Source organism: Blastopirellula retiformator, from assembly GCF_007859755.1.
Lineage (GTDB): Bacteria > Planctomycetota > Planctomycetia > Pirellulales > Pirellulaceae > Blastopirellula > Blastopirellula retiformator.
The window spans coordinates 1-17892 of record NZ_SJPF01000007.1 but is presented as its reverse complement, the minus strand read 5'-3'; the positions used below and the strand labels follow the sequence as shown (position 1 = coordinate 17892).

Below are 17892 nucleotides of genomic sequence, written 5' to 3'. Positions count from 1 at the left end.
CCGCAACTTCTTGATGATCTGTTCGGCCGAATGCCGACGTCGCTTCTTACTCATAAAAAATCCTTCGCCAGAATTTTGGCTCTGGATCTTTCATAACGAATGGATCAGGATTTGGGGAGCACTCCAACTGGAGCACGACCGAAAACCCTCGCAGGGACATCGATTCGTCGACCGTTGCATCGCTGGTTCTTGGACTACTCAAGTCGATCAAATATCGCGAATTTACTTTTTGCACAGGACGGACATGCTCTTAACCGAATTCGCGAAGGTGGCGGACACCGTTGCGTTGCACCTTAGGGCCGGTCGCGTCGTCGGTGTAGCGGGCGGTGTAGTAGAGGTCGAGCGTGTCGAGGCTGCTGTTGGACTCGCTCGTCATTTCGCCGAAGGCGTTGTAGGCGATGTGATTGACCACGGTGGTCGTATCGGCCAGAGAGTCATACTTCACCACATCGCGGACCGTGTTCTGATGATCGGTCAGCATCCAGTAGACGTCGCCTGAGCCGTTTTCGTCGGCCAGGATCTGATCGACGGCCGAGCCCCAGAGGAGCCGCTGCTCGACATCGCCGGTGCTGTCTGCTGCAGCAGCAGCTGACCGTTGTTGTGGATGAAGTGGCTGGTTTGGTCATTGTACGACTCTTCAACGCAGACCGCATTCATTGCCACGCAAGGCCGTGGCAACGGCACCAGTGTTCCCTATTTTTGTTCTGCTTCGTAAACAGTAAAGCTCTCTTTCAGTCCAGGTGGCACGATCAGACTTTCACTTACGTTGTCAAGAATCTGCCCAGTTGCCTCTCCTCTAAGCCACAATGTTAGTGCATTACCAGCAGCCACGAAATTCCCGACAAAGGCCGATAAATAGCGCAAATCATCTTGAGAAAGTCGAATTTCCCATCGGTTACGTCCTCGCTCGAGAATAGCACCAGAACGACAGTTCAATTTAGCGCCGTAGTTGTTGATACCAAATCTGTAAGATTCTGCGCCAACATCGGAAGCCGACCTCAGAAAATCGATTTTCTCCGCGATTTCTGGGCAATTCATGTCAGCATCACTTACGTTGAATGGCCAGTTTTCACAATTGTCGATATTCATCAATTTCCAATCCTAGTTGCAGTAATATCCCAAGCATCCTGGGCTGTTCGCTTGACTACGTCAATTCGCCTTGTGCCACCCAATTTACGCGACAATTGCTTGGCGTACAAATCTGAATTAAATCGTCCCGCCTTGATTAATTTCTCAATTCCATCCGATGCTAAACCTTTAATCTTCGTAATATTTCGACCACCAGCACATTGTATTTCCGCGATATTGCCCGCAAGCTGGGCGACATCGTCGGTCCACGCGATCCCCAGTTCGTCTGCTCCATTTAATAGTCGTGCTGAAAATGTTTCGGCTCCATCGTCACCATACCGAGCAAACCAACGCCCAAAACTATCGGAGGATTCTTCCACTACATTCGTCAAGCCACCACTTGGACGCAAGAATCCACCGCCCAATACTGCGGCTTGCGACTCCACTCCAAAGTGTGCCAAGCCCTCCATGTCACTGCAAAGTTCGTTTGAACGAAGAAAGCGGTTTTTGTGAAATACTTGGTCTAGGTTTCCTTGCTGATTTGCTCTCTTGTGCTGCAGATCCATGATTTCCTTGTCGAGAACACCTGAGCGACTTGCTTCACCAGAAAAGGCCGTTATCAGAAACTTAATTGGCCAAGAGACCGGAGGTAAAAAGAAGCCGTCTCCTTTGATTTCAATTTCTTCGTTTGTATCTGACTTATCCAATCCACTCGGATCCACCCCATTCAAATGCCCATTCCCCACATACCGATAAAGATTCGCATCCCCCGCCTCAAACCCAATCGGGTCCTGGCTCATCCAGCGGTTTAGCTCGGGGTTGTACCAGCGGTTGGTGTTGTACTGCAGGCCGGTCGCTTCGTCGAAGTAACGGGCGGTGTAGTAGAACGGGAGGGTGTCGAGGGAACTGTTGGTCTGGCTCGTCACTTCGCCGAAGACGCTGTAGGCGATGTGGTTGACGATGCTTGTCGTGTCGGTCGCGTCGTCATATTCGGCGATGTCGCGGACTGTGTTCTGGTTGTCGGTCAGCATCCAGTGGACGTCGCCGGCGTCGTTTTCGTCGGCCAAGATCTGATCAACGGCGGCGCCCCAGAGCATCCGGTGATCGACGTCGCCGGTGCTGTCGAGCTGCAGCACGATCTGGCCGTTGTCGTAGATGAAGTAGCCTGACTGGTCAACAGTACCGTCGCCGTTGCTGTCGAGGTCGCGGCTGATCAGGTTGTTGTAGGGGTCGTAGCCATAAACAACCTGCTGTTGTTTGACGTCAGAGACGTCGTAGTCAGTAACGCTGGCCAGGCGGTTGCGGTGGTCCCACTCGTAAACAGTGTAGCTGCCGTCGGCGATGTTGGTGCGAAGGGTGATGTTCCCTTCGTCGTCGTAAGCGTAGTTGTACGTGCCGTCGGAGAAGATCTGGTTGTTGTCGCCGATCGTCCGGCTGCCGATCCGCGGACTTGTTCCTTGGCCCCTTTGGTTTCTCGATTGCTTGCTTTCAAGACGTAGCTAATAACGTCACACCATTTGCGTCCAGCATTTCGTGGCCGTTGAAAATAACGCCATCGAACGCCTTTGCAATTGCAAAAACTACAGCATGGAAACGTTCATCGGCATCGAACGCTGGTTCCGCAACCACACCTAATACCAACTCGCAAGATTCAACGTGCGAAGCCAACCACTTCTTTACGACAGCGTCGGCATTCGGCAAGCCTTCTACAAAGGCGCACGTTGAAAGTAATAGCCGACAGAAATCATCACCCGGTTCACGAAATTTCTTTTGAGTTAGACGAAGGTTTCCATCACTGTCATGTACTATGGTCAAATCATCAGAAGTCGGAATAGTCGAAGGAAAATAGGAGTCGAGCAATCGGGCGAATTCTTTCAGATTCCACAACTTACAGTAAATTGTACAGCTTTCAGCCATCGCTTTTCATTCTCCTATCGACGTCCACCAGTAGTTTGTCTTCCACCCGAGTGACCAGTCTTGCTGTGGGTCCATTCATCAACTAATTGCATTGTCTTTCCATCTTGGTGGTGATGCCAAGTGAAATTCGAAATCTTCGCCTTGCCCCGCTTGATTTGCTGAAGCTGTTCCGTTGTAAACAACCGTTGTCGCGCGGGATTGTCCTTGATTTGATCCCACAGTTGCCGCGTTGCTTCTTGGAATTGCTTGGTGTCGGATATTTTTGAACCAATCAAATCCTTCGGAAGAGTGGCGTTGCCATTCGATTGAAACACCGGAAAACCATCTTGATCGAAAGGGACGCCTGTTACGGGATGAGTCTTTCCCGCCAAGTGACCGTTCTTTATAACCTTTGGGGTGCTTGGAACAGGGCATTCTACATGCTTTCCAACCTTCTTTACATCCGCAATTTTTTCCGCTGCATCAGAGGCTTTTGCAGATACTTTTTTCCCTTTTCTAGCTACATCTGCAGCAGGGTCAAGAACATCTCCGGTCGCGTTCGCGACTTTTCTCGCCTTTCGCGCAGCCTGGGCTCCGTCGTCCATCATTCCTGAAAACGCACCCAGTGGTCCAGCTGCTGCTGAAAAACCTCGAATCCCCTTGTCAATGCCTTCTACTTTTTCCCCGGTGAAAAACTCCTCCCCCGAAAATGCTTCAATTCCATTCGCGACTTGTCCTACGCCAGGAGCTAGGTCAATAAACTCCCGCTGACACGCCTCGCCGATGTCCTTTCCATTCCGCAATTCCTGTCTCAATTGTTCATCAGATGCCTTCCAGTCAGCGCCGAATTCTGCCACGTCAGATCGAATTGAAGCCTGCGTACCGGGTTGGGGCCTTCCAGGGCTGCTTGGCTGACTTGAAGTTGGACTGGGATTGGACGGTCCGAAGGGTTGGGACCAAGTGAAATAATTATCATACTGGTCCCCTCCAAAACCCCTTATCGGACTCCATGATGCCGCCCAATCAAGCCAGTCTCCTCCTCGTAGTCCGCTCGGATCCACCCAATTCGCAAACCCATTCCCCACATACCGATACAGATTCGCATCCCCCGCGTCAAACCCAATCGGGTCCTGGCTCATCCAGCGGTTTAGCTCGGCGTTGTACCAGCGGTTGGTGTTGTACTGTAGGCCGGTCGCGGCGTCGAAGTAGCGGGCGGTGTAGTAGAACGGGAGGGCGTCGAGGGAACTGTTGGTCTGGCTCGTCACTTCGCCGAAGACGCTGTAGGCGATGTGGTTGACGATGCTCGTCGTGTCGGTGGCGTCGTCGTACTCGGCGATGTCGCGAACTGTGTTCTGATTGTCGGTCAGCATCCAGTGGACGTCGCCGGCGTCGTTTTCGTCGGCCAGGATCTGATCAACGGCGGCGCCCCAGAGCATCCGGTGCTCGACGTCGCCGGTGCTGTCGAGCTGCAGCACGATCTGGCCGTTGTCGTAGATGAAGTAGCCTGACTGGTCAACAGTACCGTCGCCGTTGCTGTCGAGGTCGCGGCTGATCAGGTTGTTGTAGGCGTCGTAGCCATAAACGACCTGCTGTTGTTTGACGTCAGAGACGTCGTAGTCGGTGACGCTGGCCAGGCGGTTGCGGTGGTCCCACTCGTAAACAGTGTAGCTGCTGAGCGGCGATGTTGGTGCGAAGGGTGATGTTTCCTTTGGCGTCGTAGGCGTAGTCAAGGCGTTTCTTGAAGATGGTCTATTCGACGATCCGCGAGTTTGACCCCCGTCCTGTTTGATCCGATCGTCCCCTTTAATTTCTCCGCCCTAGAGGGCTTATTCGGAAAACTGCTGGTCGAACCAATTTTTTGCAAGCTCCACGTGCTCCTCCGTTGGCTTATTACCAGCCGTCGATCTGAGCATTGGATCATAGTTCCGAACGTAGTCGCGAAGCTTTGCAGACAGTTCGCCATGAATGTCCCTCAATTCATCCACACGTTCTGGCGTTAACGCAAGTAGGATCTTGTAAATTGCATCTAACGCGGTAACACGACCTTCTTCAAATTGTGTCTGAACTAAGTTGAAACTCATTTTTCACCTCGTACTTGACGGATCAACTCATCAGCGGCGTCCCAGGCTTGGCAGTGAAAGTTTCCCGGGTTTCCGGGCATTGCTTCATTGCGAAAATGAAAGAACTTCATCTTTCCGTTGTTCGCGGCAAACTCCGCTCGGAATAATGCTAATTCGTGTAACTCATGCTGAAGAACTGCGAGAATAGCTTCGTCACTCTTCATCATTTCAGGACTGATTTGGATTGGAATCTTTCCCTGTGAATACATGTCTTTGAAGTATACGTAACCAAGTCTGTCTTCTTCTAGAGGAGGCAGCTTCGCGGTCAAGACCGTCTTGCCATCATAGATGTCATCGATAGTCCCAATGAACTCATCCGCTTCACCGACAAAAATCGCAACGTCATCAGGGACTTCGATCCCATTCTTTCGAAGCAGTCCAAGTATTTCGTCCTCGGATCGACTAAAAAAATTCTTTACCCACTTTCTTACTTGCGGTAACTGCCCAGTGATTCTGGCAGATCGGGGACGCACTGCCGCAGACTCCCCTTTAAATTTGCCGATAGGTGTAGCGGAAGCAGCGGCTGACTCGCAGAACATCGCATATGTTTCGACCAAAGCTTTCGCGTCTTCGGCTGCGTCGCCAGCGTTCGTCATACGCATCTTGGTGTGATTCCTCGAAGCAGATTCCTCTCGTCTCCCTCCTAGAGCCATATCTACCATGCTTTGTGTTATTCTGCGGTCTTGAAGCGCCGTGTTTAGCTTTTCCCGTCGAGCAAGTTCTCCGTTAAAAATGAGAATAAGATAGCTAAAGGGTCCCTGTACTGCCTCTTCTTCCAGGCCACTAGGATCCACCGCATTCGTAAACCCATTCCCCACATACCGATAAAGATTCGCATCCCCCGCATCAAACCCGATCGGGTCCTGGCTCATCCAGCGGTTTAGCTCGGGGTTGTACCAACGGTTGGTGTTGTACTGCAGGCCGGTTGCGGCGTCGAAGTAGCGGGCGGTGTAGTAGAAGGGGAGGGCGTCGAGCGAACTGTTGGTCTGGCTGGTCACTTCGCCGAAGACGCTGTAGGCGATGTGGTTGACGATGCTTGTCGTGTCGGTCGCGTCGTCATATTCGGCGATGTCGCGGACTGTGTTCTGATTGTCGGTCAGCATCCAGTAGACGTCGCCGGCTTCGTTTTCGTCGGCCAGGATCTGGTCGACTTGCGGGCCCCAGAGCATCCGGTGCTCGACGTCGCCGGAGTCATCGAGCTGCAGCAGGATCTGCCCTTCGTCGTAGATAAAGTAGCTCGACTCGTCCGCGGCGCCGTCGCCGTCGCTGTCCAGCGCGCGGCCGATCAGGTTGTTGAACGGGTCATACGCCTGGTCTATCTGCTGCTGCTTGGCATCGGAGACGTCGTAGTCGGTGACGCTGGCCAGGCGGTTGCGGTGGTCCCACTCGTAAACGGTGTAGCTGCCGTCGGCGATGTTGGTGCGAAGGGTGATGTTCCCTTCGTCGTCGTAGGCGTAGTTGTACGTGCCGTCGGAAAGGATCTGGTTGTTGTCGCCGATCGTCCGGCTGCCGTCGATGCGGTTGCCGTTGTCGTCGTAGGTGAAGTTGGTGGTCGTGTAGGTCGAATTGTCGGTCGTGCGGGTGATTTGATCGGTCCCGTCGTAACGGTAGTTCTCCGATCCATGGCCGATAATATAGACGCCGCTGACGCGGCCCTGGATGTCATAGCCCCACTGGTACTCGGCGATGTCGGTACTGGTCGCGTCTTGATACTTCAAAATCGACAGCTTGTCGAAGTTGTTGTACGTGTAGAGACCGGTGACGATCAGCTCTGTGCCTGCGAGGTCGGCATAGCGGGCCGCCGAGGTGAGCAGGTACTTGTCGTCGGCGTCGTAGGTGAAGTCGACCCGCTTTTCGGCGACGGTATTGCCGCCTGTCTGGCCGGCTTGCGTCACCTGCGTCATCCGATTGAGGAAATCGTACGCGTACTCGCTGAGCAGATCGTCCGTGCCGTCGATTTCTGCCGCCAAGCGGATGCGGCGATTCAGGGCGTCGTACGCCTGATCGAGAACGACGTCGTAGCCGAGCGCCGCCAGGTCGTATTCGGTGCTGGTGATTCGGCCGAGTCGATCGTAGGTAAAGTCGTAAGCGGCGCTCGCGTCGGTGACCGAGACAAGCTGCGAGGCGGCGTCGTAGCCGTAGCTGATGGTATTGACGGTGGTGACGCCATCGAGCCAGGTTTCTGTCGTGCGCCGTTGGAGGTTGTCGTAGGCGTATTGAGTGACGCGGCCATTGCGATCGGTGTACTCGGTCAGATTTCCAGCGGCATCGTACTCGTAGTACCGTGCGTCGTTCAACTCATTGGTGTCCGAGGTCATGCGGTCCAAAAAGTCGTACGTCCAGGTGGTCGTATTTTCTTCAGGGTCCGTCCGGCCAATCGCACTATCAACGCATTCCGCGGCGGCTTCGCTGGATCCGCCAGACGTGCTGCGGATTCGCTTGGAGTCATTGGTCCGGCAGAAGTTCGTCGAGCGAATCTGGTGCGGGATTTTCTCCCAGCTTCGGCAGACGCTCGACGGTAGAGAAACGGGGGCGGGGGTCTTAAAGGCCCGCGTTGCGAATTTGACCCCCGTCCCTTTAGATGGCTCCGTATTACGTGCGGGTTCTGAGATTCCATCGATGCTTAGGGAAGAGGAGGGCTAGCATTGTCGCTCGGCCAAATCATCGATATACAATTCCCTCAACGGAGCAACCTTCTTTCGCATCGACATTCGCTTGGAGACGACAACTTTCAGACTCAAAACTCACAGAAGAATGTCCGGCAAATCTCTTAACGTCGATTATCGACGAAACCAAGAATAGGACGCTATCCTCAAAATCAAAAATTCTGAGGAATGGAGCGGATTTAATTTCTCCTTGCCAGCCTTGGATAAGATTGCTTGAGATAGTTTCTTCGATCAAACTTATCGCTTCTGCAAACAACTTTTTAGGCACGGCCGGTCCATTCAGTAGCTCCAGCCGGACAGGCCTCCCGCTAGGCTCCGTCACAAGAAATAGCTCGCTTCCGATGCAGCGATAGTGAATTGATTTTGCTTTTACCGTTCTGTTCCCCATACGAGGTAACGGGGTTGTGAAATTCAAGGCGAAATCCGAATTGAACTGTCGCTTGCCGCCGTCCTGAGGCCAGGGGATATACTCTTCCACAACAAATAGATCGTCAAGCGGATCTTGCTTGGCAAGAAGAGTTTGGATCAGTACTCGCTCTGAAAACAGCAATGAACGCTTCACTGATTGCACCTAGTAGCTTCGGTTGTCCATGAAATTCTTATACAGATTTGCTCGGAATTTTTCCTGTTCCCGAAAGATGTACTGTGTCAAGTCGTCTCCTTGCAAACCTAAATTTTGCCCTTGATCGAGTACCTTGTCGTAGTTGTCGGCAATTGCCTCCATGTAGGCTTCCCTGTCCTTCTGGGTCATTCGAACCCATTTTTGTTTCCAACCGTTCCCGTTCTTAAGAGGTACTCCGGTTGGGATTTTTTGGTTTGCTGGATTCCCTGAAATCAAGCCTGGGCGACGGGTAGGGCAGTTGTCTAAGGTGCTTGCAGCGTCCTGTGCAAGATCTTGAGCTTTATCAGCGAGTCTTGCGGCATCTCCGACCTTATCCGCGGTTCTCGCCGCTCCTCGCAGTGGAACTTTCGGCGCACTAAACCGTCTCAATCCGACTGGTAGTTGATTTACTCCTTCAGCGATGCCAGCATCCACTCCAGCATTGAATCCGGCTATTGAAGCACTGGCGTATTCTTTCCAGACCGATGGGTTGCCTTCATATTTGTCGAAGTCAAACGTGTAGATTGATCCGTTTGATCGAGGCGATATGGGCGGAGTCCAGCGTAGAATTGCAGACTTGTAAACTGCGGCCTGATTTTGTATCGCATGCAATACACCAACGCCTTCGTCGAACGGTTCATCCAGCCGATTCAGCAGGAATGTTTGGACCATTTCATCGTGTTTGGCGAGCAGCACATGGACCATCTGGTGAATGAGTTCGTCGACTTCTATCACGAAGAGCGGCCGCATCAGGGGAAGGAAAATGAACTGCTGACGCCCGGAGAGACGCAGCCCGATGTCCTCTCGATTGATTCTGTCAATTGTCGCGAACGACTTGGCGGTGTGCTGAAACACTATCATCGTCAAGCGGCATGAAGTTGTTCGCGACATTCTCTTCTTCTTCGACCGTCAATCTTCCAACGGTAATCGCTCTTCTGCGCTCATGCTCCAACAAATGATCGAAATACTGGAGCACGACCGAAAACCCTCGCAGGGACATCGATTCGTCGACCGTTGCATCGCTGGTTCTTGGACTACTCAAGTCGATCAAATATCGCGAATTTACTTTTTGCACAGGACGCCCTTAACCATCCGAAAGTCATCCGCACCATATGTCGCAATTGGGCAAAGCCGTTCTTAAAGGAGCCAACTCGTGCGTCTTGATCTCGTTGTCTGCAAGGGTCAACGTTTCTAAATTTGATAGCTCGACAAGCCCGTTGATTGCGTCGGCCGAGACGCCTGTGGAGCTTAGCCCAAGATCCCTTAAATTTCGTAGTCTGTTCAGCACAGAGAGGTCGACGTTCGCCAAGTTGGTGTCGTCGATGCGCAGCCAAGTCAACGTTTCGATTTGCGATAGCTCTTTCAGTATTTCATTGCTTATCGAGATTTCGCTGAAATCGAGGGTTTCTAGTTCAGGCCACTGTACGCCAAGTAGATCAACATTGCTTGAATCTTCGCTACTTGAAAAGCTTAGGTGCCTTAATCGGCTAAGCGAGACGATCGAATCTAGGCCAAAACGAGTAAGGGGACAGCCCCTGATCGAAATATCAGAGAGAGCGCATTCTGAGGGAAAAAAAGAAAATCCGCTTCCTGTAACCTTGGTGCAGTTGGCAATTAACTCCTCGAGTTGAACATTTTTTTGAAGGTGTTCGATTGCCGCATCGTTAAAATCAGTGCCCGAAATGTCTAGAACGCGAAGCGATTTGATATCCGCCAAATACGGTGCTCCAAGCGAAAGAGACGAAACATCTTGTGCTTCGAGAAGCCGGAGTCGGCGAAGCCATTTCAAATGACGAAGCGCTGTTCCCGTCAGACTCGAGAAAGAAATTCGCAAGCTCTCTAGCTGTCGCATCTGACCAATCGATTTAGCGCTCTTTTCGGTAATGCATTTGCTGTGATTGACATCAAGAATTTTTAAAGCCTCCAACTTACTCGCCAAATCGACAATTCGATCTTGATCTTTGGCACTGCAAACGTTGTAGACCTTCCCAACTCGTTCTGGAGAGTTGTCTGAAAACTTGAAGTTTACTTCGGCCTTCCGAAGTTCAGCGATGATGTCTAGTTCTCTATTCACTATCTATTTTCTCAATCTAGAGGTTGCCCGTAGGGATTCAAGCCGGCGCTCGCACGAGCTGCTCGTCGGTGACGAGATTCACATCCGAGATTGCGAAGGCCCAAGAGTTCTGAGATTCCCTCGATAATTGAGGGGCCATACGCCCGGGCCAGGTCATCGACGACGTCCAGGTAAATTCGCTCACCCAGGACTTGTACTGCGGCCCCAACAACTCCTCCCTCCTTGTGCAGCCCTTCGCCATTGTAACCCTTTCTTGCCGCTTCCAATATGAAGAGCTTGCCAAGTGCGTTGCCCACGACTTCTGTCGTCGCGAGCTTAAGAAGGGACTTTCCTGAAGTGCTCCTCGTAAACTTTTTCATTACCTGGGTTGCCGACTCTGATAGCTCTCTTGACTCTCCGTTTACAAGATTTCGGATAATGTTCTTGACTTCTTTTTCGCTCAATTTCTTGCCGCAATCATCTGTGTACTTAGAAAGCGCTTCTGCCAGTGAATTTGCCTTCAAGAAACCTTCTCTCCAAGTAGAAACGTTTTTCAACGCTTCACTGAACCCCTTCTTGTTTAGTAGTTCTGGTGGCGGGGTGTCGAAGCCCCTTACAAAGCTCGCAAATTCCCTTGCCTGTAGTTCTGTCATGCGCTTTGCTCTACCGATTTTATTTAATGCGACATACTCATCCATCATGAGCTGTACAGATTTGTTGTAGCTGTCATGAGACACCTTAAATCCGTCGGCAACCCAGGAATCGAATCGATGAATGTATCCCTCAGGGATCTCCGTGAATTGTTCAAAATACTTGAGCGCCTTTTTGTCAAGCAGGCCTTTCATTGCATTAAATACCGATTTAGGTACCCAGTGATGACCTTCTCTGAGCCCACTAGGATCGACCGCATTCAGATGTCCATTCCCCACATACCGATAAAGATTCTCATCCCCCGCTTCAAACCCAATCGGGTCCTGGCTCATCCAACGGCCTAGCTCGGGGTTGTACCAGCGGTTGGTGTTGTACTGCAGGCCGGTCGCTTCGTCGAAGTAACGGGCGGTGTAGTAGAAGGGGAGGGCGTCGAGGGAACTGTTGGTCTGGCTCGTCACTTCGCCGAAGACGCTGTAGGCGATGTGGTTGACGATGCTTGTCGTGTCGGTGGCGTCGTCGTACTCGGCGATGTCGCGAACTGTGTTCTGGTTGTCGGTCAGCATCCAGTGGACGTCGCCGGCGTCGTTTTCGTCGGCCAAGATCTGATCAACGGCGGCGCCCCAGAGCATGCGGTGATCGACGTCGCCGGTGCTGTCGAGCTGCAGCACGATCTGGCCGTTGTCGTAGATGAAGTAGCCGGACTCGTCGAACGTGCCATCGCCGTTGCTGTCGAGGTCGCGGCTGATCAGGTTGTTGTAGGCGTCGTAGCCGTAAACGACCTGCTGTTGTTTGACGTCAGAGACGTCGTAGTCGGTGACGCTGCCCAGGCGGTTGCGGTGGTCCCACTCGTAAACAGTGTAGCTGCCGTCGGCGATGTTGGTGCGAAGGGTGATGTTCCCTTCGTCGTCGTAAGCGTAGTTGTACGTGCCGTCGGAGAGGATCTGGTTGTTGTCGCCGATCGTCCGGCTGCCGTCGATGCGGTTGCCGTTGTCGTCGTAGGTGAAGTTGGTGGTCGTGTAGGTCGAATTGTCGGTCGTGCGGGTGATTTGATCGGTCCCGTCGTAACGGTAGTTCTCCGATCCATGGCCGATAATATAGACGCCGCTGACGCGGCCCTGGGTGTCATAGCCCCACTGGTACTCGGCGATGTCGGTACTGGTCGCGTCTTGATACTTCAAAATCGACAGCTTGTCGAAGTTGTTGTACGTGTAGAGACCGGTGACGACCAGCTCTGTGCCTGCGAGGTCGGCGTAGCGGGCCGCCGAGGTGAGCAGGTGCTTGTCGTCGGCGTCGTAAGTGAAGTCGACTCGCTTTTCGGCGACCGTATTGCCGCCGACCTGGCCTGCTTGCGTCACCTGCGTCATCCGATTAAGGAAATCGTACGCGTACTCGTTGCGCAGATCGTCCGTGCCGTCGATTTCTGCCGCCAAGCGAATGCGGCGATTTAGGGCGTCGTACGCCTGATCGAGAACGACATCGTAGCCGAGCGCCGCCAGGTCGTATTCGGTGCTGGTGATTCGGCCAAGTCGATCGTAGGTAAAGTCGTAAGCGGCGCTCGCGTCGGTGACCGAGACAAGCTGCGAGGCGGCGTCGTAGCCGTAGCTGATGGTATTGACGGTGGTGACGCCATCGAGCCAGGTTTCTGTCGTGCGCCGTTGGAGGTTGTCGTAGGCGTATTGAGTGACGCGGCCATTGCGATCGGTGTACTCGGTCAGATTTCCAGCGGCATCGTACTCGTAGTACCGCGCGTCGTTCAACTCATTGGTGTCCGAGGTCATGCGGTCCAAAAAGTCGTACGTCCAGGTGGTCGTATTTTCTTCAGGGTCGGTAAGCGTCAGGCGGTTGCCGTTGGCGTCGTAGGTATAGGACGTAACGTCGCCGTTTTCATCGGTCACGCCGATGAGTCGATCGAGATCGTCATAGGCGTACTGCACGACCGTGCCGTTGGGCGTGACCTGGTAGGGAGGGTTGCCGTTTTGCTGGCCATTCAGATAGCCTAATACGATGCTTACATCCAAGGGACTGACGAGCCCGTCGCCATTCGCGTCGACATAGGGGGGCGGCTCATTGCCGGAGGTCGGAAGCGGCAGGTACGAGGCGCCATTCGTATTGAGATAGGCGACGATGGCGTCGCTGTCATCGGTGTCGACATCGCCGTCGTCGTCGACATCGTACCGATTTTCATTGCGCCAGGGGGCGTAGTCGCCGTCGTATTCGGCGACGACGTTGCCGACTGCGTCGTAGACGTACGTCTGCCGACGGGCGATATAGGTCGAAGAGCCTGCCTTGTAAGGAGAGGTGACCGTCAGCATCCGCCCGAGGTGGTCGTACGCGTAGGTGGTCGTCCCGTCGAGCGTCGTTTCGCTGGCCAGGTTCCCTTCGTCGTCGAAATCGTCCGGCATATCGAAGATCGCCGCCCGAGAGTTGCCTCGATTCAAGGCATGATAAATGCCGCCCGCTTCGTCTGCTCGCTTTGGTCTACCCATGGCAGCAGGGCATCATGTGCTGGCGAAGGAAAAAAGAGTCCTGACACCTTTTCTTCGCCGTGACACCTTTTCTTCGCCGAAGGCGAATGAGAAGCCCAAGCCGACCGTATCGCCGGTGAAGATGGTCAAGGCGAATCCAGCAGCAAAGGCGTCATATTTTAAGCTTTGCGGCTGAGACCCGATCCTTGTAATCTTCCATTACGACATCAGGAAGCAGTTTCTCAAGCTGTGCTTCAATCTTCCAGATTACCTTCTGCTCCGCATCATCGCACATAGACGAGTCCGATTTTTCCTCTAGCGAAGCCAGCCACTCAAATAACACCAATGCTTCCTCATGTTTCAGAATCAGCGAGATTTCATTCATTTCAAGCTCCAAGATTGTATCAAAACAGCCGTCCGCCACTCAGGACACTCGTGAGTTGGTCTGCACCAAGTTTCCAACCGCACTATCAACGCATTCCGCGGCGGCTTCGCGCCAGTTTGAATTAATCGTCGTCTTGCTGGCGCTGTTGCTGGATCCGCCAGACGTGCTGCGGATTCGCTTGGAGTCATTGGTCCTGCAGAAGTTCGTCGAGCGAATCTGGTGCGGGATTTTCTCCCAGCTTCGGCAGACGCTCGACGGTAGAGAAACGGGGGCGGGGGTCTTAAAGGCCCGCGTTGCGAATTTGACCCCCGTCCCTTTAGATGGCTCCCGTCCCTTTAGATGGCTCCGGCTTCGCCGGTTACTTTTCTTTATGCACAAGCGAATCGCTCACGCACGCAGGGGGTGACACTAACTTTGTTCGTTTTTCTGAAGAACATACTCCAGAGGGTCGGCGTCGAAACCGTTCCAGAAGATCCAGAGTCGCTTGCAAGAAGGACATTCAAGGAAGCTATTCATTTTGCAATAAAGGCTTTCCGAATCAACGAGGCCTGAAATTGCATCAAAGTCCGAATCGCTAATGAAGAGCCATTCTATAGGATTCGGTATGTCGCCGAATCCAAGCGTCTCACCGCATTTACAGGCAAATTTTGGCACCGCTAATTCCCTCCAATAATGACAACGTCATTTACCCCAGATGCACCTGTACCCTGAACTCTTTTCAGGACATCACCAAGTTGGGCACGAGTGACCGTCGTTTGACTTAGATCGAGCACGACTCCGCCCCCTTGAGCTTGGCTGCTCTTTTTTGCAATTGCCCCAATAATTCGATTTGGGTTATTAGTCGTCGGAGTGTATACGTCATAGCGAACTCCGTCGACAAGCAAATCTGAAGTCCCACCTGCGGCACGAGTGCCAGTGGGAGACCTCAATGTGACATCGTGTCCGAGGTCCGCCATGTGTTGAGCGGCATTCCGTTCGCTCGCCGAAAATGTTCCGGCCGGGTCAATCGTAAGCCTTCCTTTTGGGGCTGGGCAAACAACCGGAGCTTTGGGCCGTACCGGCAGCTTGACCTGTGATGCTGGAACAATGGATTGCGCAGGAGGCAATCGATACGGACCTGGTGTCCGGCCGGCGGCATAGGCGGCATAGGCGGCTTCTTCTCCTAATGGTACTCCATCTAGACTCGCGCCGACATCCGCAGTGCTCATTTGTGTCCTCCAAGGGGCACGAACGATAATTGGGTCTTCAATTGGAAGTATGTGAAAAATGGGGCGTGCACCAATGCCGATTCCGAACTTGTTTGCGACGCCAAATCCTCCAGCGGCTGTCCCAGCCAATTGTCCAATGCCGCCCGCGAGGCGAGAGTTGCCTTCCGTGTCACTTAGAAATCGATCTTCCACTGGGTCATAGCGGTAATACCCCTCCCCACAGCCATTTGCTCCGACCAGATCCTGGGCGATATTCTTGGCGAATGAAAAATTGCTCGTCTCGTTAAATGGCTTGCCAGAGTCCATCTCCGAATAGAAAACAGCTCGGTCTCCGAGTTGTCTTCCGGCAGTGCCATCCGCGATATCATAGACGCCGGCCCCAAAGCTTTGAGCCATATCTCCGAGGACGTAGTAAGTGAAACCGTACCAGGTAAAAGTCGGATCTTCATGCGGTAGCAATCGCGGCGTCTCCAGTCCACTAGGATCCACCCCATTCAGATGTCCATTCCCCACATACCGATAAAGATTCTCATCCCCCGCTTCAAACCCAATCGGGTCCTGGCTCATCCAACGGCCTAGCTCGGCGTTGTACCAGCGGTTGGTGTTGTACTGCAGGCCGGTCGCTTCGTCGAAGTAACGGGCGGTGTAGTAGAAGGGGAGGGCGTCGAGGGAACTGTTGGTCTGGCTCGTCACTTCGCCGAAGACGCTGTAGGCGATGTGGTTGACGATGCTTGTCGTGTCGGTGGCGTCGTCATATTCGGCGATGTCGCGGACGGTGTTCTGATTGTCGGTCAGCATCCAGTGGACGTCGCCGGCGTCGTTTTCGTCGGCCAAGATCTGATCAACGGCGGCGCCCCAGAGCATGCGGTGATCGACGTCGCCGGTGCTGTCGAGCTGCAGCACGATCTGGCCGTTGTCGTAGATGAAGTAGCCTGACTCGTCGACCGTGCCGTCGCCGTTACTGTCGAGATCGCGGCTAATCAGGTTGTTGTAAGCGTCGTAGCCGTAAACGACCTGCTGCTGTTTGACGTCGGAGACGTCGTAGTCGGTGACGCTGGTCAGGCGGTTGCGGTGGTCCCACTCGTAAACAGTGTAGCTGCCGTCGGCGATGTTGGTGCGAAGGGTGATGTTCCCTTCGTCGTCGTAAGCGTAGTTGTACGTGCCGTCGGAAAGGATCTGGTTGTTGTCGCCGATCGTCCGGCTGCCGTCGATGCGGTTGCCGTTGTCGTCGTAGGTGAAGTTGGTGGTCGTGTGGGTCGCATTGTCGGTCGTGCGGGTGATTTGATCGGTCCCGTCGTAACGGTAGTTCTCCGATCCATGGCCGATAATATAGACGCCGCTGACGCGGCCCTGGGTGTCATAGCCCCACTGGTACTCGGCGATGTCGGTACTGGTCGCGTCTTGATACTTCAAAATCGACAGCTTGTCGAAGTTGTTGTACGTGTAGAGACCGGTGACGACCAGCTCTGTGCCTGCGACGTCGGCGTAGCGGGCCGCCGAGGTGAGCAGGTGCTTGTCGTCGGCGTCGTAAGTGAAGTCGACTCGCTTTTCGGCGACCGTATTGCCGCCGACCTGGCCTGCTTGCGTCACCTGCGTCATCCGATTAAGGAAATCGTACGCGTACTCGTTGCGCAGATCGTCCGTGCCGTCGATTTCTGCCGCCAAGCGAATGCGGCGATTTAGGGCGTCGTACGCCTGATCGAGAACGACATCGTAGCCGAGCGCCGCCAGGTCGTATTCGGTGCTGGTGATTCGGCCAAGTCGATCGTAGGTAAAGTCGTAAGCGGCGCTCGCGTCGGTGACCGAGACAAGCTGCGAGGCGGCGTCGTAGCCGTAGCTGATGGTATTGACGGTGGTGACGCCATCGAGCCAGGTTTCTGTCGTGCGCCGTTGGAGGTTGTCGTAGGCGTATTGAGTGACGCGGCCATTGCGATCGGTGTACTCGGTCAGATTTCCAGCGGCATCGTACTCGTAGTACCGCGCGTCGTTCAACTCATTGGTGTCCGAGGTCATGCGGTCCAAAAAGTCGTACGTCCAGGTGGTCGTATTTTCTTCAGGGTCGGTAAGCGTCAGGCGGTTGCCGTTGGCGTCGTAGGTATAGGACGTAACGTCGCCGTTTTCATCGGTCACGCCGATGAGTCGATCGAGATCGTCATAGGCGTACTGCACGACCGTGCCGTTGGGCGTGACCTGGTAGGGAGGGTTGCCGTTTTGCTGGCCATTCAGATAGCCTAATACGATGCTTACATCCAAGGGACTGACGAGCCCGTCGCCATTCGCGTCGACATAGGGGGGCGGCTCATTGCCGGAGGTCGGAAGCGGCAGGTACGAGGCGCCATTCGTATTGAGATAGGCGACGATGGCGTCGCTGTCATCGGTGTCGACATCGCCGTCGTCGTCGACATCGTACCGATTTTCATTGCGCCAGGGGGCGTAGTCGCCGTCGTATTCGGCGACGACGTTGCCGACTGCGNCGTAGACGTACGTCTGCCGACGGGCGATATAGGTCGAAGAGCCTGCCTTGTAAGGAGAGGTGACCGTCAGCATCCGCCCGAGGTGGTCGTACGCGTAGGTGGTCGTCCCGTCGAGCGTCGTTTCGCTGGCCAGGTTCCCTTCGTCGTCGTAGGCGTACGTCATGAAGGGAGCGTCGAGCGGGCCGGCGCCATCGGGGTCAGGCTCGGTGGTCGAAATCGTACGCCCCAACGCATCGTAGGCGTAGGTCGTGACGCCGCGGGGATCGGTCATCGTGGCGACTTGGCCGGCGGAAGTGTAGGTGTGC

At 53.9% G+C, this 17892-nt stretch carries 14 protein-coding genes; 1 reads left to right on the top strand and 13 read right to left on the bottom strand.

The window, feature by feature from the left end:
* Nucleotides 1–250: 250 nt before the first annotated feature.
* From Enr8_RS23690 to Enr8_RS23650, 9 genes are all read right to left on the bottom strand, one after another.
* A complete protein-coding gene (locus Enr8_RS23690) occupies nt 251–481 on the bottom strand; it encodes a hypothetical protein (RefSeq protein WP_146436552.1) in 231 nt (76 codons plus the stop codon).
* 212 nt (nt 482–693) lie between these two features.
* Complete coding sequence (locus Enr8_RS23685) at nt 694–1089, bottom strand: hypothetical protein (protein WP_146436550.1); 396 nt, start codon at nt 1087–1089, stop codon at nt 694–696.
* Entirely contained in the window at nt 1089–2204 is a 1116-nt protein-coding gene (locus tag Enr8_RS23680; RefSeq protein ID WP_146436548.1) for an RHS repeat-associated core domain-containing protein, read from the bottom strand. Before Enr8_RS23680 ends, Enr8_RS23685 begins: the two co-directional genes overlap by 1 nt.
* 352 nt (nt 2205–2556) lie before the next feature.
* Nucleotides 2557–2985, bottom strand: a complete 429-nt coding sequence (locus Enr8_RS23675; RefSeq protein WP_146436545.1) for a hypothetical protein — start codon at nt 2983–2985, stop codon at nt 2557–2559.
* A 14-nt stretch (nt 2986–2999) separates the two neighbouring features.
* The gene (locus Enr8_RS23670) at nt 3000–4694 is read right to left on the bottom strand and encodes an HNH endonuclease (protein ID WP_146436543.1); all 1695 of its coding nucleotides are present in this window, start codon (nt 4692–4694) and stop codon (nt 3000–3002) included.
* A 96-nt stretch (nt 4695–4790) separates the two neighbouring features.
* Nucleotides 4791–5045: a hypothetical protein gene (locus tag Enr8_RS23665; protein WP_146436541.1), complete on the bottom strand. Its 255-nt coding sequence runs from the start codon at nt 5043–5045 to the stop codon at nt 4791–4793.
* Complete coding sequence (locus tag Enr8_RS23660; protein WP_146436539.1) at nt 5042–7402, bottom strand: RHS repeat domain-containing protein; 2361 nt, start codon at nt 7400–7402, stop codon at nt 5042–5044. The genes Enr8_RS23665 and Enr8_RS23660 overlap by 4 nt, the downstream gene beginning before the upstream one ends.
* A 343-nt stretch (nt 7403–7745) precedes the next feature.
* On the bottom strand, nt 7746–8312 hold the full coding sequence (locus Enr8_RS23655; RefSeq protein WP_146436537.1) for a hypothetical protein: 567 nt from the start codon (nt 8310–8312) through the stop codon (nt 7746–7748).
* Between the two features lie 9 nt (nt 8313–8321).
* Nucleotides 8322–8963 carry a hypothetical protein gene (locus Enr8_RS23650; RefSeq protein WP_146436535.1) on the bottom strand — a complete coding sequence of 214 codons (642 nt, stop codon included), beginning with the start codon at nt 8961–8963 and terminating at the stop codon, nt 8322–8324.
* On the opposite strand from Enr8_RS23650, the gene Enr8_RS26675 reads away from it, so the two are divergent.
* The gene (locus tag Enr8_RS26675) at nt 8958–9227 is read left to right on the top strand and encodes an integrase core domain-containing protein (protein ID WP_146436533.1); all 270 of its coding nucleotides are present in this window, start codon (nt 8958–8960) and stop codon (nt 9225–9227) included. The genes Enr8_RS23650 and Enr8_RS26675 overlap by 6 nt on opposite strands.
* Before the next feature lie 223 nt (nt 9228–9450).
* On the opposite strand, the gene Enr8_RS23640 is transcribed toward Enr8_RS26675, so the two are convergent.
* The 4 genes from Enr8_RS23640 to Enr8_RS23625 all read right to left on the bottom strand — a co-directional run bounded on the left by Enr8_RS23640 (nt 9451) and on the right by Enr8_RS23625 (nt 17660).
* The gene (locus Enr8_RS23640; RefSeq protein ID WP_146436531.1) at nt 9451–10425 is read right to left on the bottom strand and encodes a leucine-rich repeat domain-containing protein; all 975 of its coding nucleotides are present in this window, start codon (nt 10423–10425) and stop codon (nt 9451–9453) included.
* Between the two features lie 11 nt (nt 10426–10436).
* The gene (locus Enr8_RS23635; RefSeq protein WP_146436529.1) at nt 10437–13541 is read right to left on the bottom strand and encodes an RHS repeat-associated core domain-containing protein; all 3105 of its coding nucleotides are present in this window, start codon (nt 13539–13541) and stop codon (nt 10437–10439) included.
* A gap of 151 nt (nt 13542–13692) precedes the next feature.
* Nucleotides 13693–13905 carry a hypothetical protein gene (locus Enr8_RS23630; protein ID WP_146436527.1) on the bottom strand — a complete coding sequence of 71 codons (213 nt, stop codon included), beginning with the start codon at nt 13903–13905 and terminating at the stop codon, nt 13693–13695.
* 656 nt (nt 13906–14561) lie between these two features.
* Nucleotides 14562–17660 carry an RHS repeat-associated core domain-containing protein gene (locus Enr8_RS23625; RefSeq protein ID WP_456236738.1) on the bottom strand — a complete coding sequence of 1033 codons (3099 nt, stop codon included), beginning with the start codon at nt 17658–17660 and terminating at the stop codon, nt 14562–14564.
* Nucleotides 17661–17892 lie beyond the last annotated feature (232 nt).

Coding starts and splice junctions, on each gene's coding strand:
- Enr8_RS26675 (WP_146436533.1), top strand. CDS start 8,958: ATGCAATACACCAACGCCTTCGTCGAACGGTTCATCCAGCCGATTCAG.
- Enr8_RS23665 (WP_146436541.1), bottom strand. CDS start 5,045: ATGAGTTTCAACTTAGTTCAGACACAATTTGAAGAAGGTCGTGTTACC.
- Enr8_RS23690 (WP_146436552.1), bottom strand. CDS start 481: ATGCTGACCGATCATCAGAACACGGTCCGCGATGTGGTGAAGTATGAC.
- Enr8_RS23660 (WP_146436539.1), bottom strand. CDS start 7,402: ATGACCTCGGACACCAATGAGTTGAACGACGCACGGTACTACGAGTAC.
- Enr8_RS23635 (WP_146436529.1), bottom strand. CDS start 13,541: ATGGGTAGACCAAAGCGAGCAGACGAAGCGGGCGGCATTTATCATGCC.
- Enr8_RS23675 (WP_146436545.1), bottom strand. CDS start 2,985: ATGGCTGAAAGCTGTACAATTTACTGTAAGTTGTGGAATCTGAAAGAA.
- Enr8_RS23630 (WP_146436527.1), bottom strand. CDS start 13,905: ATGAATGAAATCTCGCTGATTCTGAAACATGAGGAAGCATTGGTGTTA.
- Enr8_RS23685 (WP_146436550.1), bottom strand. CDS start 1,089: ATGAATATCGACAATTGTGAAAACTGGCCATTCAACGTAAGTGATGCT.